8 protein-coding genes are annotated in these 16,379 nt (G+C 65.2%); 5 read left to right on the forward strand and 3 right to left on the reverse strand.

The window, feature by feature from the left end; translation table 11 throughout:
• Positions 1–9: 9 nt before the first annotated feature.
• A complete protein-coding gene (gene dcm, locus RB614_RS03170) occupies positions 10–1,908 on the reverse strand; it encodes a DNA cytosine methyltransferase (RefSeq protein ID WP_308710779.1) in 1,899 nt (632 codons plus the stop codon).
• A gap of 428 nt (positions 1,909–2,336) precedes the next feature.
• Here dcm and RB614_RS03175 point away from each other — a divergent pair, with 428 nt between their 5' ends.
• The 5 genes from RB614_RS03175 to RB614_RS03195 are packed head-to-tail and all read left to right on the forward strand — an operon-like array spanning position 2,337 to position 12,520.
• Positions 2,337–3,809, forward strand: a complete 1,473-nt coding sequence (locus RB614_RS03175; RefSeq protein WP_308710780.1) for an ATP-binding protein — start codon at positions 2,337–2,339, stop codon at positions 3,807–3,809.
• Positions 3,810–3,857: 48 nt separating this feature from the next.
• A complete protein-coding gene (locus RB614_RS03180; protein WP_308710781.1) occupies positions 3,858–6,641 on the forward strand; it encodes a Z1 domain-containing protein in 2,784 nt (927 codons plus the stop codon).
• Entirely contained in the window at positions 6,638–7,642 is a 1,005-nt protein-coding gene (locus RB614_RS03185; protein WP_308710782.1) for a PD-(D/E)XK motif protein, read from the forward strand. The genes RB614_RS03180 and RB614_RS03185 overlap by 4 nt, the downstream gene beginning before the upstream one ends.
• Positions 7,639–9,651 carry an AIPR family protein gene (locus tag RB614_RS03190; protein WP_308710783.1) on the forward strand — a complete coding sequence of 671 codons (2,013 nt, stop codon included), beginning with the start codon at positions 7,639–7,641 and terminating at the stop codon, positions 9,649–9,651. Before RB614_RS03185 ends, RB614_RS03190 begins: the two co-directional genes overlap by 4 nt.
• 52 nt (positions 9,652–9,703) lie before the next feature.
• The gene (locus tag RB614_RS03195; protein ID WP_308710784.1) at positions 9,704–12,520 is read left to right on the forward strand and encodes a hypothetical protein; all 2,817 of its coding nucleotides are present in this window, start codon (positions 9,704–9,706) and stop codon (positions 12,518–12,520) included.
• Positions 12,521–12,661: 141 nt separating this feature from the next.
• On the opposite strand, the gene RB614_RS03200 is transcribed toward RB614_RS03195, so the two are convergent.
• Positions 12,662–15,769 (reverse strand): helicase HerA domain-containing protein, encoded by a 3,108-nt coding sequence (locus RB614_RS03200; RefSeq protein WP_308710785.1) that lies wholly within the window; start codon positions 15,767–15,769, stop codon positions 12,662–12,664.
• Positions 15,766–16,362 carry a hypothetical protein gene (locus RB614_RS03205; protein ID WP_308710786.1) on the reverse strand — a complete coding sequence of 199 codons (597 nt, stop codon included), beginning with the start codon at positions 16,360–16,362 and terminating at the stop codon, positions 15,766–15,768. The genes RB614_RS03200 and RB614_RS03205 overlap by 4 nt, the downstream gene beginning before the upstream one ends.
• Positions 16,363–16,379: the final 17 nt, after the last annotated feature.

A 16,379-nucleotide genomic window follows, 5' to 3' on the forward strand; every position in this document is an offset into this window, starting at 1 on the left:
GAAGCGCCGTCAGAACAGGCGTTGTGGGTCAGCCATCGACTTGGCGCACAGCTTGTGCAGGGGGCAGGCGTCGCACACAGGCTCCACCGGGCGGCACAGGCTGTTGGCCAACTCCACAAGCCCCAAGTGCGCGCGTCGGGCGTCGGCGTCATCGCCGATCATCCTCGCGATCTCCAGCCTCCCGTCGGTCAGCCGGTTGCGTCGGTCGACCGGGTTGCCGCTGAACCGAGCCGCCACCCGCAGCACTCCTTTGGTCGCGAGCACCGGCTCCTCGGAGTCCTCGTCGTCCCCGGCGGGGATGACGAGGACCGCCAGGTCGGCGACCGCCTCCGTCAGGCCCGGGACCTTCCGCAACGCGTCGTCGTCCCGTAGCTGCTGCGGGTGGTCGGCCAGCCGTGCGGCGATCTCCAGGATGGTTCCGGCGCGGGCTGTGCGCGACGCCCACCGGCTCACTTCGACGAGGGTGGCTTCGTTCAACGCTGTGTCCTGTGGCTGCCGCCACTGGCGCACCACTGGCCATATGAACCGCACCAGGTCGGCCGGTGACCGGTCCAGCAATATCTCCCCCTGGATCACCTGCCAGCGGGTCTCGGCCCGCAACCAGGGGATCCCCCGTACCTCGCGGCTGTCGAACCAGCCGGCCAACAGGGCCGCCACGTCACGGGTGAAATGGGTGGCCGGACGCGGATCCTCCAGAGCCCGACGCACGGCCTGGCCGAGGTGTTCACCGAGCATGGGCGGCACCGCGTTGCCGATCTGGCGGAACGCGGCCGACGGCGGCCCGGCAAAACGGAACCAATCCGGGAAGGTCTGCAACCGAGCGGCCTCCCGCACGGTCAGGGTGCGGTTCTGCTCCGGGTGGATGTACCAGTAACCGTCCTTGGCGATGTGCGCGGTGATGGTGCGCGACAGATTGTCCTTGTCCAATCGCTTGTACTTGTCGTCGAAGATGTCGTCCCTGTACCGCTTCACGTCTTCGGGAAGGTCGCGGTAGCTGGTGGTGGCATCCATCGCCTCGAACGCGCGTGCGTCGTCCTCCCGCACGGGGCGAGTTATGTGGTCGAACACCTTGTGCTCGTCGGCGGCGGGCACTCCCCGCCGCATACGCTGCTGGAACTCGCCGACCGGCTTGTCGTAGTCGGCCCAACCCTCGGCGCCGCCTTTCGGCCGCCAGCCACCTTCGACAGGGGGAAGGTCCCCGATGGCGTTCCAGACGAACACCTTGTCCGGCTGCTCCGGGGGCCACTCGAACGCGGTCCCGTCTCGAAGGGCGACCAGAATGAGCCTCTGCCGGAACTGCGGCACGCCATAGCGGAAGGTCTCCACCACCCGCTCCTCGACCGCGTACCCGAGCGACTCCAGCTCGTGGACCATGGTACGGAGGATGAACATCTCCTTGTCCAACGCCATGTCGGGCACGTTTTCCATGATCACCGCTTGGGGTCGGGCGGTGCGCGCCACCTCCAAGAAGGATCGCCACAGGTCCCGACGCTCGTCGTACGGATCACGCAAACCCTTGCGTACGCGGTGCCGGATCTTGGACCGGCCAGCCTTGGAGAACGGCTGGCAGGGCGGGCCACCCACCAGGAGCTCAACGCCGGCGGCGGTCACCAGCTCGGCGACCTGCCGGACCCGGTCGGGGTCACCAAGGTCCCAGTTCACGGTCAACCCGCCGTGGTGGTGCCGGTGGGTCTCCACCGCCTCCACATCGTGGTCCACTGCGAAGACCACCTGGTAGCTGGCGGCTTCCAGCCCCAGACTCAGGCCGCCAGCACCGCTGAACAGGTCGGCAGCCAGAGGGCGACCCTTCGCGCGGGCCGCCGCAGCGTAGGCCGCCAGATCGCTGGGATCGGCCAAGGCCTCCGGGTGAGGCGTCAGACGTACGAACGGACCCCTGACGAGTCGCACGCCGTATCCCTTGCGACGCGGAGGATCTGCCGGGTGGGGATCAGGACTCGTCACGATCACGCACGTTACCGCCGCGTGGGCTGCCATGTGTACCGCCACACGGACATCACCGGTACCTGTGGTACCAGCACCTTATTGTCATCAGTCCGCCAGACAAATACTCTCAGCGCCATCCATTCGGACCTCCGACCCGGCCCGGAGGGCTGGACCCGCAGAACCATCGGACAGGTCGACGCTGATTCGAGTGTTGATCTTAAGAGCAGACGTGAGAGGTCGATCACTTACATATACTCTGGCTATCCGTCCCTTCCGCCATTAGTCGTGCAAACCCCTTTCTACCTCGTCCTGTGCACCGCGTCAGCGGAAGCGGCGACATCCAGTCGCCGACGTACAGTGCGGGGTGTGCGCCAGATGGAGCCGACACCACGTTGAGCTACGACATCGCCAACCCCGATCCTGCCGGAACGATCATGTCGCTGAGATCGTTCGGGTACAGCGTCGAAGCGGCCATCGCTGATCTTGTGGACAACAGCATCTCCGCCGGCGCCCGGCACATCGACGTGTTCTTTACATGGGACGGCCCTGGATCATGGGTGGCGGTGACGGACGACGGCAGAGGGATGACCGCCGAGGAACTGCTGACGGCCATGACCGTTGCAGCCAGGGGATCTTTTGAGGTCCGACGACGCGAAGATCTTGGCCGGTTCGGCATGGGGCTCAAGAGTGCCTCGTTTTCCCAGGCTGGTCGCCTGACTGTTGCCAGTCTGAGCGGGAGCGATCCCGAAGCCGTACGCACGTGGGATCTGTCGGTAGTCGCAAACACGGGTGAGTGGCGACTGTTGCACGGCAGTGACGAGGCTACGGCGGCGCTGCTGCGGCGGCTGCGTCCGACCGGTGCGGCCGGCACAGCGGTGGTGTGGCGCAACCTGCACCGTTTCGCGCTGACCGGTTTGACCGCCAACGACACCCGCACACAGAAGCAGTTCTATGCCGAGGCGGCACGGGTGGAGGATCACCTTGGCATGGTGTTCGCCCGGTTCCTGACCGGCAGAAACCGCCTCAGCATCGCGGTGAACGGAAACGCGGTCAGGCCGTGGGATCCGTTTCTGGCCGCTCACCCGTCGGTGCAGCGGCTGCCCGTCGAGGAGGTGCCGGTCGGTGCGCACACCGTGCGGATTGAGGCGTTCGTGTTGCCGCATCCACGCCGGCTCAGCGACGAGGATCTGGGACGCGCCGCTGGACCAGCCGGCTGGCTGGACCAGCAGGGCTTTTATGTGTACCGAAGAGACCGCCTCATCCTCGCCGGCGACTGGTTGGGTATCCGAGGGCTGCGCCGCGACGAGCGCTACAACTTGGCGCGGGTTGCGGTCGATGTGCCGGCGGAGGCAGACGCGGACTGGGCGGTGGATGTCCGCAAGTCCACGGCAGTACCGCCGATAGGGGTCCGCCGCCATCTGCTTCGGATCGGCACGGCCGCCCGCAGCAGAGCAGCCGAGGTGCTAAGCCACCGCGGACGTATCGCCGCCCGCGAGCACGGCGCCGAGTTCATCTACGCCTGGCGCGTGGACAAGACCAACGGACGGATCAGGTGTCGGATCAACCGGGAGCACCCCCTCGTACAGGAAGTGTTCCGCGGTGGTCCGGACGCCACGGTGGACGCCAGGGCCCTCGTACGGCTACTGGAGGAGACGGTACCGGTCGCCGCGCTACGGATCATGCACGACATGGACACCGCCGACGACCCAGAGCCGTTCCTCGGTGCTGCTCCCAAGGAGGTAACCGAGGTGGCGGACCGTATCTACAACGCCTTCGTCAGCCAGGGACGCACCCCACGCGAGGCGCGGGAACGCCTCGCAATCATGCCTCCCTTCGATCAGCTCGACGGATTCTGGCAGCAGTGATGAACGCAGAACCCTACAGGACCGTCGAGTTCCGACCTGGAGAACGCCATGACCGCACCCCGGCCTGACCACGACAACACGCTCCAACAGGCAGTCCGTCTGGTCCTCGCGGCGCTGCCTCAGGACCGGCAGGCCACGCCGGCGGAGATCGACTCCAATCTGGACCTCGTGTGCGCAATGCAACAGGCCCGCGGGCAGGCCCTTGACCGTGAGGAACTCTCCCGTGAGATCCAGGCGCGCGTGGCCGTGTGGCAGGACGACTCCGTCGGCCTGACCAACGAGGTCGGCCACCTCGAATGGTTGACGGATGCGAAGGTGGACCGGAGCTGGGAGTTCTGGGACCTCTACCGCAGGTACCTCGAGGATGTCAAGACAATGCCTCCACGGGTGGTGAGAAGGCTGGATCAGAGCACCGACCGAATCCTCCGTCAGCTGGAAGACCCCCGACGCCCCGGCCGGTGGCGCCGCCAAGGACTCGTCGTCGGTCAGGTTCAGTCGGGCAAGACCGGCAACTACATCGGACTAGCCGCCAAGGCAGCGGATGCAGGATACAAACTGATCGTCATCCTCGCAGGCGTCCACAACAGCCTGCGCAGCCAGACCCAGTTGAGGATCGACGAGGGTCTGCTGGGCTTCGACACCCAGTACCAGCAACGCTATGACCAGGCCACCAACAGCGCCCGCATTGGCGTCGGCGCGATGCCCGGCGTCAAGCGACTGAAGATAGCCTCCCTGACCAACAGCGCCGAAAACGGCGACTTCCGACGCCAAGTCGCCAGCAACCTCAACCTGCCGATCGGTGACTATCCCGTCGTCCTTGTAATCAAGAAGCATCGCAGCATTCTCGAGTACGTCCGCAAGTGGATGATCGAGGTGGAGGGTGAGGCCGCCGCCGGCAGCACGAACAAGATCGTCCGAGACGTTCCGCTTCTGGTGATCGACGACGAAGCTGACCACGCCTCTGTGGACACCACCAGGGAGGCCGACACCGAGCCGTCCGCCATCAACAAAGCGATTCGGCATCTGCTCAACAGCTTCGACAAGGCCGCATACGTCGGCTACACGGCCACCCCGTTCGCCAACATCTACATCAGCCCGTCCGCCGATCACGATGTGTTCGGCATCGACCTGTTCCCGGACAGCTTCATCGAAAGCCTGCCCGCTCCGTCAAACTATCTTGGCCCTGAACGGGTGTTCGGTCTGCGGGCCGATGACCCCGAGGAGGCGGGGGTCGAGCAGCTTCCGATCTCCCGGTCCATCGAGGACAACGCCGCGTGGATGCCGAACCGGCACAAGAAAGAATGGGTGCCGCCGGATCAGCTACCCACCTCGCTACAGGAAGCCGTCGGCTCCTTCATACTCACCTGCGCGGCCCGCCGCGCCCGCGGACAGGACCGAGAACATAACTCCATGCTCGTCCACGTCACCCGCTTTCAGGCCGTGCAGAACCTGATCCGCGAGCAGCTCGACGAGTACGTCGGCTTGGTGCGCGACAGGTTACGTGACGGCATGGGCGCACAGGCGGACCAAGTCCTGCGCGAGCTGCGTGAACTGTGGGAACGCGACTTCGTACCGACCACCAACGACTTTCCGTCCGGTGAAGCGCCGCGGGTGGGATGGGACGAGGTCGCGCGGGAGCTTCGGCCGGCGCTGCAGAAGATCCAGGTGCGGGCGATCAACGGCACGTCACGTGACGCGTTGGAATACTACGAACACCGGCGAACGGGCGTATCCGTGATCGCGGTCGGGGGCGACAAGCTGTCCCGGGGGCTGACCCTGGAGGGACTCAGTGTGAGCTACTACCTACGGACGTCCACAGCCTACGACACATTGCTGCAGATGGGCCGATGGTTCGGATACCGTCCTGTGTACGAGGATCTGTGTCGCCTCTACACCACGCCGGATCTGCGTCGCGCCTACGTGGAAATCACTGCTGCGGACAACGAGCTGCGCCGCGACTTCGAGGAGATGGCAGCTCTCGGCGAGACCCCGGAGACCTTCGGACTGCGGGTCCGGTCATCGTCGGTCGGTCTGGCCGTCACCGCGGCCAACAAGATGCGCCGCGGGATCACTGTGCGGCTCAGCTACTCCGGCGAGCTGCCGGAGACCACCATCTTCGACCTGGGCGGCGACGCGCTGCGACGCAACCTCCACAACCTCGACACGTTCGTGACCGCACTCGACCAGCGCTATGCAGGCGTCCCCGACGGTGACAGCACCGTGTGGCGCGATGTAAGTCCGTCGGACGTAATTGAGGGCTTTCTGGACGGATACGCGCCAGCCCGCGGCTCCTACCGCGTGCGGCCGGCGTTCATCGCACAGTACATCCGCCTGTGCGTGGCCAAGCAGGAACTCTCCCGGTGGACCGTGCGACTGGTTGGAACACCCAAGGGCACGCCGACGAAGATCGGGAGTCGCGTGGTGGGACTCGTTACGCGTAGGCCCAGCCAGGACATCAGCGAAGACCGCTACACAATCCGGCGCGTGTTGAGCCCTGCCGACGAGAGCAGGGATCTCACCGAACAACAGCGCCAAGAGGCCTTGAACGGGACCAAGGTCGTCCGTCGCCAGAAGTCCGAGAGAACGAACAAGGAGTACAAGGATCCACAGGTACCGACCGGTCAGCCGCTGCGCCACGTGCGTACGGCGGACCAGCCGCTGCTGCTGATCTATCCGCTGCAGCATCCTGAGCGCGCTGACGGCACGCCAGTCGTGGGATTCGCGATCAGCTTTCCGTTCTCTGAACATCCCACGGAGACTGAATACGTCGTCAACGAAATCTGGGCACAGCAGGAGATCGACGACTTCGACGACGGGGACAGCGACACATGACTGTCAGCGAAGACGACTGGACGCAGCTCGAGGCGGAACAGCACTCCACTGGCGTGGTGATGCGTAGGCTGTTCCCTCGCTCCACCCAGGACATCTTCTTGGCGGTGCAGCAACCCTCCGGACGACGGATGCTCGTGCTGCGTGTACCCAGCTCCGCCGCCGAGGCCCAGGTCCGTAGGGGAGCACTTCCATCCACCCGAGGGCTCGCGCTGCAGTTCGTTCCGGCGGATACGGGACGACGTGACCTTCAGGTGGTGCTGATAGCGGACGACCGGCGTGAGGTGTTCAACCCGCTGATCAGCGACATGGCAGCCACTGCCGAGACTGAGGCCGACCCCGCCGAAGCCCTACATCGGGCTGTCGAGCGCTTCGAATACTGGCGGCAGCTGCTTCAGTCCATAGCCGACACCGGTCTCAGCCCCGAGGCCCGTCGGGGCCTGTACGGAGAACTGACCGTTCTTCGCGACCATTTCCTGCCCAATCTGCCTGCTGGCGAGGCGGTGCAGACGTGGACCGGACCTACCGGCGCCAACCAGGACTTCCAAACCCGGTCGGCCGCCATCGAGGTCAAGACCGGCACCGCGACCGAGCCGCAGAGCATCGTCATTGCCAACGAACGCCAACTCGATGACACCGGTGCCGGACAACTGCTGCTGGCCCATCTGTCTCTCGACGAGCGCCGCGGAGGTGCTGGCGAAACCCTCCCCCTCATCATCGATGCCATCCGCGCTGCGGTAACCAGCGCAGAATCGCGGAGCATCCTGGATGACCGGCTCGCCCGTGTCGGCTATCTGACGAGTCAGAGACACCTGTACGAGGAGCCCCGCTATACCATCCGGAAGATCCAATTTTGGCGCGTCACCGGTCAATTTCCTCGCATCGTGGAAGCGGACCTCCGCCCCGGTGTCGGCCACTGCCGCTACCGCATCAGCACCACGGGACTCGATCAGTACCGTGTTTCCGCCGAACAGGTCGCCTGCATCGTGAAGGGGGAGGCATGACCAACCTGGACCTCGACTCGTACACCCGGGAACTCGTCGCCGACGTGTTGGCCACCGCCGAGGCGGAAAACGCCACCGCCCCAGACATCTTCACGCGACGGGTGCTCGACGAACTGGAACAGGCCGGAGAGGTCGAGAACACCTTCACCGCCTACCATCGCGCACTCGGAGTCGAGGTCAGCGGCTACGGATCCAACGAGTCCCTGGAAAGTCTAGACCTGTTCGTCACCCATTTCAGCCTGCGCCCCACCGACGAACGACTCACCCGCACCCAGGCCGAAACGCTGTTCAAGCGGCTGGCCACCTTCTTGCGCCGCTGCCGGGACGGCCTCGCCCGCGACCTGGACGACTCCAACGACGTACGCGACATGTGCATCGCGGTGCAGAAGGCGCTGGCCGAAGCTCCGCAGATCCGCCTGTTCCTGCTCACCGACACCGTCAGCGCGGTCTCCACGCTGCCGCCGTCCGATCTCGACGGTCTCACCGTGACGCACCATGTCTGGGACCTCGCGCGACTGCACCGGCTAGCGACCTCCGGCACGCTCAGCGAACCCATCGCAGTGGACTTCGACCCGCCACTGCCCTGCCTGGCAACCAGCCGCGATGCCGACCAGGACTACGCGGTATTCCTCGCGATCGTGCCCGCCGGCACTCTCGCCGACCTCTACGGACGCCACGGGACCCGCCTGCTCGAACTCAACGTTCGTTCCTTCCTGCAGACCAAGGGAGGCGTAAACCGTGGCATCCGTGACACCCTTCTGCACAGTCCGGACCGGTTCCTCGCCTACAACAACGGCATCACCGCCACCGCGTCACGCGTCGAGTTCGCCCGTCTGCCCGATGGCGGCCAAGCGGTCAGCCGCATCCACGACCTGCAGATCGTTAACGGTGGCCAGACCACCGCATCCATCCACTACGCCCACACCCGGGACAAGGCCGACCTGAGCAAGGTCCACGTGCAGATGAAGCTCACGGTCGTTGCCCCCGACCGGCTTCAGGAGATTGTTCCGGAGATTTCCAAGTACTCCAACACCCAGAACAAGGTCACAGTCGTCGACTTCAGCTCCAACCATCCCTGGCACGTCGCCGTCGAAAAGGTCACCCGATCCCTGTGGGCGCCCGCAGCCGATGGCAGCGGACAGGAGACGCGCTGGTTCTACGAACGCGCCCGCGGCCAGTACACGGACGCGCTCGCTCGCGAACGCACGCCGACAAACCAGAAGCGGTTCAAAGCTCTGCATCCGCTGAGTCAGAAGTTCACCAAAGCCGACGCCGCCAAGTACGCTCATTGCTGGGCCGGCCTTCCCCACCTGGTCAGCAGGGGGGCCGAGAAGAACTTCCGCGAGTTTATGATGCGCATGGGCGAGGAGCCGCCCAGTGTCGATGTCAGCTACTGCCAGCGGCTCATCGCCAAGGCGATCCTCTTCAAAGCCACTGACAAGATAGTCGCTGCACGCGACTTCGGCGGATACAAGATCAATACGACTGCCTACACCGTGGCCCGACTCGTTGAGGCCACAGGCCGCCGCATCGACCTCGACCTCATCTGGCGTGAACAGCGTCTCACCCCGGCCCTGACCGAAGCGATCGACAGCCTCTGCGCTCCGGTCCGGGAAGTCATCGTCAACCCACTGCGCGGCGGTACCAACGTCGGGGAGTGGGCCAAGCGCCCCGACTGCTGGGAAACCGCCGTGGGTATCTCGTGGACTGTCCCCGGCAGCCTCATCGCCGAGCTGACCGAGCAGCCCGTTGAGGACAGCGCCGGTCCAGCGGCGGACGAGGCGAGCAGGGGCGATGTCGCCACGATCATGTCGATCCCGGCAGCGGAATGGTTCGGCGTTGCTCGATGGGCGAAGGAGACGCAGAACCTCCAACCGTGGCAGCGACAGCTCGCCGATGCCGTCGGTCGGTACGTCAACAATGGCTGGACCGTCACCGACAAGCAGGCAGCACAGGCTCTGCGGCTGATGGCCGAAGCGGAAAGGCTCGGATTCCGTCGGTCGGCGTGACACCGCATCGACAGGGCAGCAAGCACCGCGGTCCAACGAAAGGGAGGACACCGTGGCGGACCAGATGAGCGACCTTCCCCCGGATGCCTACCACGATGCACCGTGGATCCAGGTGCTGCCCTGGCTGTCAGCGTATGACCCCGAGGCCGCACCGGAACTCAGTGTTGCGGTGCCCTCGCCGGACTGGTGGCTGACCGAATCCCCCGCAGTCACCACGATGGCGGTGGACCACGACGAGCTGTGCCGGCGTCTCGCGCGAACGTTCATCGTCCGCCATGCCGACTTGGACTTCGACGCCGGGTTCCCCACATTGCCTACTCGTCTACCAGTCGCCGCTCTCCGCGCCGACGCCAGCGCCCGTACCGTGTTTCAACGCCTGCAGGCTCGCGCGGTCGCGGATCTCGCCCCGCTGTCCGTACAAGCTCTCTACGACATCCGCGGCACAGGACAGGGCACAGTCGAAGAGATCGTCGCCGCACTCGTTTCGGCGGCTATCGTCCGACCCGCGGCACAAGGGGCATCAGTACACGACGAACTCGCTGCACCGAATCCGCCTCTCCCACCTGCCCACGTCCAACTGCTGGAAGACCTCGGGAAGATCGCCGCTTGGCGACATCTGCGCAACTCCGCCGGCCTTCCGCTGTTAAAGATCACCGTCGAGGACGCCGCTCCCGAACCGATCCAGGAGGCCGCACAACGGGTCAGCTTCCTCACCGCAGCCGACATTACACCCGCGATCGCATCCCCGGACCCGGTCCTGGACCTAGTCGCTCAGCTGTCCCAGCTTGATGACGTCCAGATGACGCTGCTGCGCGAACGGCTCCTGGCAAGAACCCCCAGAGCATCGTCAGAGCTCGCCGGTCACCTGCAGCTCGACAATGAGCAAGTCCACCAGCTTGAGATCCGGACCAAGAGTCTTCTTTCCGACGCCTTCGGCTTCGGTACAACCATCGGGAACCTTCTGGCAAGCCTCCGTGTGGAGATTCAGCCGGTTGCGGCCCTGCAGCGTCTCACCGATCTGCACCCCGAGCTCACACGCGATGTGCCGGGCTTCGACGTACCGCTCTGGCTTGTCCTCGATCGCCTCGACGACTATTTCGAGGTCACCGACGGCTGGGCCGCCGCCCCCGACGTCGACGCCGCTAGAGACCGGACCAGAACGATCCTGGACGACCTCGGCACCGAACACGGCGTCGTCCACCTAGTCGCCCTGCAAAAGGCGACCAACATGCCGGCCGAGGAACTCCGCTCCTGGCTAACGTACTGCCGCTACCCCTTGGCCAACGGGCAGGTCCTCACACGTATCAGTTCCATAGCGGACCACGCCGCAGGATTGATCGCCGCTCATGGTGTGGCGCTTCCCCTCGTAGATCTGCACCGGCAGGTGTGTCCGGGAATCCACGTGAACACCCTCGCCGAACATTTGGCTGGCGATGAGCGCTTTGTCAACACCGAGGCGTCGCGGTGGGGACTGTCCAGCTGGCAGTACGACGAGGAAGCCACCATCCGCCGACAGATCGACTTGGCGCTCGACTCCGGCTTGGGCCAGATCGCGATCGACGCCCTCGTACAGTCGATCAGCGAGCGATTCGACGTCTCCCCGGGCAACGTCCGTGCCTACGCCACAACAGGCGACTACCAGATTGTCGGCGGCCTGGTACAGCGGCAGCAACGGGCAACGCCCCCACCCAGGCACCCGTCCGAGACCCGACGACTGTACAAGCCCACTGAAGCATGGACCTACCGTCTGACTGTGACCCGCGACCACCTGCGCGGCTCCGGGTTCCCTGTGCCCGCCGGCGTCGCCGGCGTCGTCGGATGCCGTCCCGGTGATGTCGTGGAACTCGACTCTCCTCTCGGCGTGCAGCACATCCGGTGGACCGGTCGGCAGCCTTCCTGTGGCACCATCAAACGGTTCCTCGACAGCCTCAATGCGCAAGAAGGACAGGTCGCGTTTCTGGAGTTCCCGCCCAACGGCGGGTTCAACGTGCGATTGTCAGCTCAGCTGCCCGATCGCGCTGCGCCCCTGCAGCGTGCTCTGGCGCTGACTGGTGCGGAGCCAGCCCAAGATCCCGACGCCGTGACCGCCCAACTGGCCGGGTCGCTTGGCCTGCCCCTCGACGCCAAGCCACGACGCATCCTCAGCACCTTCCAACGAAGGGGCGACGACGACATCGCGGAGTTGCTTGAACGAGCATGGACAAGGGCATCGGCAACCGCCGACCACGCGCAGGCTCTCGTCAATGACCGACCAGGCGTGAGCGATTCCAAGACGCAGTCCGTAAGCCCTCCACCAACCACCGCGCAAATTGGACTCGGGGCAACCCGCTTGTCCGCCTCCAACACTCCCCAGCAAATTGAGACTGTGAACGCCGTCGAAGAGCGGCCAGCGCCTCATCCCGGCGATCAGGACGACAACGCCGGCGGCCAGGTCGGGTGGGTGCCCGTCCCAGAGGGATACCGCAGCGTTGGTTGGATCAGGATCATCGAGGCGGAAGCAGCCGCCGAGGCGTACCGGATCCGTACCGACGTACCCGTCCGAGAACACGGAACGATCACAGGCTGGGCCCGCTACCACGACGGCGACACTGCCGAAGCCCGCAAGTTTCATGCCAACGTGCTGGTCGTGCGGACCCGTTCGGCCGGAGAACGCTTTGTGTGCTGGATCCGGGAACATGAAGCCGCGGGCATCATCCAGGCTGACCGGCGGGGTTCAACCGTACCGCTCAGCGAACCAGGTGGAGGATGGGTCGGCCGCGTCGAGTACTTTCCCCCGAGCAGCGAGGCGGCCAAACGCTACCGGAGCACAACCCGCCTGCTTCGCATCCGTAGCGCACGCCAACACGACCCTTCCTGGACGGATGCCTGACCCGCGCCACGACAAAGCTGAACCAAAGGACCACGGGCTCGGCCGCGTACGACGCAAAGGCCTGATCCCCAAGCCGCGCGTGATGTGACCGTCAACGCCCGCCGGCGAGTTGTCTGGGCTCGACCTGCCGCCTCAAATCGATCATCGCCGTGCCCGTTCCAGCACCTCCTCCTCGGTCAACGCGTCGCGGTGTTGGCTCAGGCATAGCGGCGTCCCGATCCGGCTGAACGGGCTACCTTCGGTGGCCGCATAGAAGACGCCGGGATCGAGCTTGGCGACGTTGTCCAGGGTGCTACCGCGCGCCTGCGCCATCTGCTCCGCCGCGGCCAGTTGGGCTGGTGCGGTCAGCCGACCGATGAACTGATTTGCGGTGTTGCCCAGGACGCTGTTGTGCAGTCCCTTCGGCATCTGCGTCGCGAGCAGCATGCCGAGTCCGTACTTGCGTATCTGGGCGATCAGCATGCGAGTGCTCTCAGTGCTCGGCGTCGCGGCCCCGGCCGGGACGAAGATCTGCGCTTCGTCCATGACAAACAGCCCACCGAGAGACCGGTCCCGCACCGGGTTGGCTCGAAAGTGCGCGAACAACGCCATCTGCAGGCGGCTCACGAAACTCCGGCGGGCTTCGTCGGATAACCCGATCATGCTAATCACAGATACCCGAGCGGTCCTGCCCTTGGACGGAGCCAACAGCACCGCAGGATCGACTGGGGAGCCGCCCTCCCCGAAGAGTGGGTCCGTGTCGGTCGCCGCCTCCAGCGTGGCCGCCATTTCGCTGGCGAGCCTTGCACCGGACCGAGGGTTGCCTATTCCGTCCGGTAGTTCGGCGAGAACGTCCAAGAACCCGGAGAAGCTGTGGCCGCCGTCGGACACGTAGTGATCGAGCGCCCGGGTCAGAATGGACAACTGCTGGACGTTGCGTGGCGATCTGCCGATTACTCTCGCTTGAGCCGCGAGGTCTCGGACGGTGGCGTCGAGCAGCCGCCGGTAGTCGTCCGGGTCGTCACGCACCAGCCCGAAGTCTGGAAGCGGGTGGAACGAGATCGGTCGCCCGTTCCGCATACCAGGTGTCCATACCACCACCTCGGTATGTGCGAAGTAACGGTTGGCCTGCTCCTGTTGGTCGGCGGTCCACTGCTCCGGTTGTACCGGCCATGGGTCGCCGAGACTGGCAAGATCCTCATTCGGGTCAAGCACGATCGCGGACACGCCACGCAGAGCACACTGCTCAACGATGCTCTTGACCAGCACCGTCTTGCCCGAGCCTGAACTGCCTATGACAATGCTGTGTTTGCGCAGTGCAGCGAGCTCGATGGCGAACGGCCGACGCCCGCGGTGGGTCACGCCGACGACGATATCGTCATCCGGCCGCGCCGCAGTCGAGCGTGCGACCGCGGTCGCCGCGGTACTCGTCGCCGGACGGTTGACCCCGATCCCGCCGATCAACTCGGCGAATATCTCCAACTTGCTGGCCGGTCGTTCCGACCGTAGCCAGTCCTGCAAGCCGGGTGGGTGTTGTTCGAGCATTACGCGCAAGGCGGAAAGTGTCCGTATGTCGGCGGCGTTGATTACCCGATCTATACCGCCTCGCCGCTGGAAGTCCGCCTTCATATCGGCAGTCTTGGGCCCGCCTGGGAAGTCGGTGTTGCGGATGAGCAGGAGGTGGCGATTCGGCTGCCCAACAGCCAAGCCGGAAGCAATCATCGCCTTTGCCAGCCGAGTCTGAAACGCCCGCGCATGGGATGCCGCGATCGTTCGGAACGACCAATGGATTTCCTGCTCGGTGTCGTCCTCGACTGTGTAGCGCAGCCGAGCGTGCAACTCCGCGGAGGGTCCGAAGTCCTCGTCGACGGCGAACCGGTGGGGGTCGCCATTCAGTTCGTGCACGACACTGCGCAGGCCAGCACCTATGAGGGGCGGCATGGTCCGGTCCTCGACAGATTCGAGCAGGGGCTCTTCGTGAGCTGCGGCACGCAACCGTTCAAAGGTCTCGGTGAGCTCGGCGAAGTCGACACCCGGCGGCGGTTCTGTGGACTCCGCGACTGTGGTGGCCTTCTTTGGAGGCGCAGCCACGGGGTTGCCCAGGGTCACCAGCTCGACGACCTGTCGGTTGGCGAGGCATGCGGTCACGTGATCGGCGACTCGCATGAGCAGCCGCCGGGCAGTAAACCTGTGTGGGGCCTCTCGTAGCGCCGACTCGGCAATCGGCCAGGTCGGATAGTCCGGAGTGAAGCCAACCTCGGTGTAGCGGGGACCGAATCGCCGGCCGACGATCGCGGCTGCCGTCGCAGTGTCAGGGATCGCGCCGAGCTCAGGCAGCAGGTCGAAGCGTTCCCTCGCAGAGACCAGTGATGACTGGGTGACAATCTTCCACGTGTCGACCTGACATGCGACGACGAGCAGCGTCCGCCGGCTCTCCTCCCGCAGCTCCATGAGGGTCGTCGCGATGTCGTCGCGAATCCTACGTGCGCTCGCGGTTTCGTTCGTCTTTCGTGCCGAACCGAGGACGGTCCTCGACTCGTGTACAAGGCCGTCGAGCTGGTCGAAGGCGAAGACAATCGGACCACCGAGCGCGATCAGACGAGTCAAGTCGCGCAGGACGAACTGGGCGGGACGCGGACCGGCGATGCCCCAGACGCCACGTGCGTCGTCGTGGCTCTCCGGGCGAGCGAAGTAGGCGCGCCCAATCTCCACTGCCGATCCGGACGACGCGGTGAGCACCAGGGCGCGTGCGGTGTCCGCGGCCTGGATGCCGACTTCCCGGTCGAGGAGACGCAATCCTGCGATGAAGGCGTCCACATGCTCACGGTGGAGAACACCTCGGCCGACCACGGACCGTTCGGTCGCCGGGTCAAGCTTCATGGCCTCGACCAGTGACGTCAACAGCCGATTCAACTGATCTCGGGCGCCGGGTGCTGGATGCAGCAGTCCGTTGAAGATGTCCTCAACCGCCGCCAGCCAGACGGAGTAGCCGGCCACCGGCTTCATCGGGAAGAAGTATCCGTATCTTGCCTGGATCTGCTCACGAAGCCAGCTGAGCAAATGGGTCTTGCCCGAGCCGCGCTCGCCCCGGACGACCGAAGCGAGCGGGTGGCCCCCTCGGGTAAGGACATCCAGCGATCTGAGCAACCTGCGGGTTACCTCCGGATGCAGGCCGTCAACGTGGTAGGCGGGCAGTGTCCACATCTCGTCACGGGTTGGTGCCCAGTCAGCGAGGTCGAGCGACTCCAGCGCTTCCAGCTGGCCAGTCATGCCGGACCAATGCGCAACAGATGGCGCAGCTCGCCACCGATCTCTACGGCCGCCCGCCGGTCGTCGTCGGTGAGTTTACGCTGATCCAGCTCGGCCTTCAGATGTACGTCTGGCAGCTCGATCATCCGGTCCAGCTCGTCATCGATGACGACGCCATCGAACCACTCCCGAAGCTTGGCCAACCGAACATACTGGCCCGGGCGCCGGACCGTCAGCTCGGTATACACGGCGCGAATCCATTTCTCGATGTCGGGCTGAAAGACATCCTCCAACTCCCGACCGTCACGCGCCAGATAGGAACCGAGGCCCGCGAGGACTGCGTAGACCACACCGGAGGGGAACTTCGCCTCTGGGAGGCGTCCCGCAGGTAGCGCACCGAGGCACCAGTCTCGGCCTGCTTTGGTGATCGAATGGACATTGGTCCCGCCCCGCTTGACGCTGATCATGTAGCCCTTCCTCTTGAGACGGCGATGGGTCGGCGCCTCGACCTCTAGGCCGGCAAACCCGCGGAGCTCCCGGTTGGTCGCTGGGCGTCCCAGCGCGAGGAGAGCGAACATCGTCATCTGGTCTCTGTTGTCAAGTTCCTCGGCCACAGGCCACCCCCTGGATC

Origin of the sequence: Phytohabitans maris, assembly GCF_031085175.1 — a bacterium.
GTDB lineage: Bacteria > Actinomycetota > Actinomycetes > Mycobacteriales > Micromonosporaceae > Phytohabitans > Phytohabitans maris.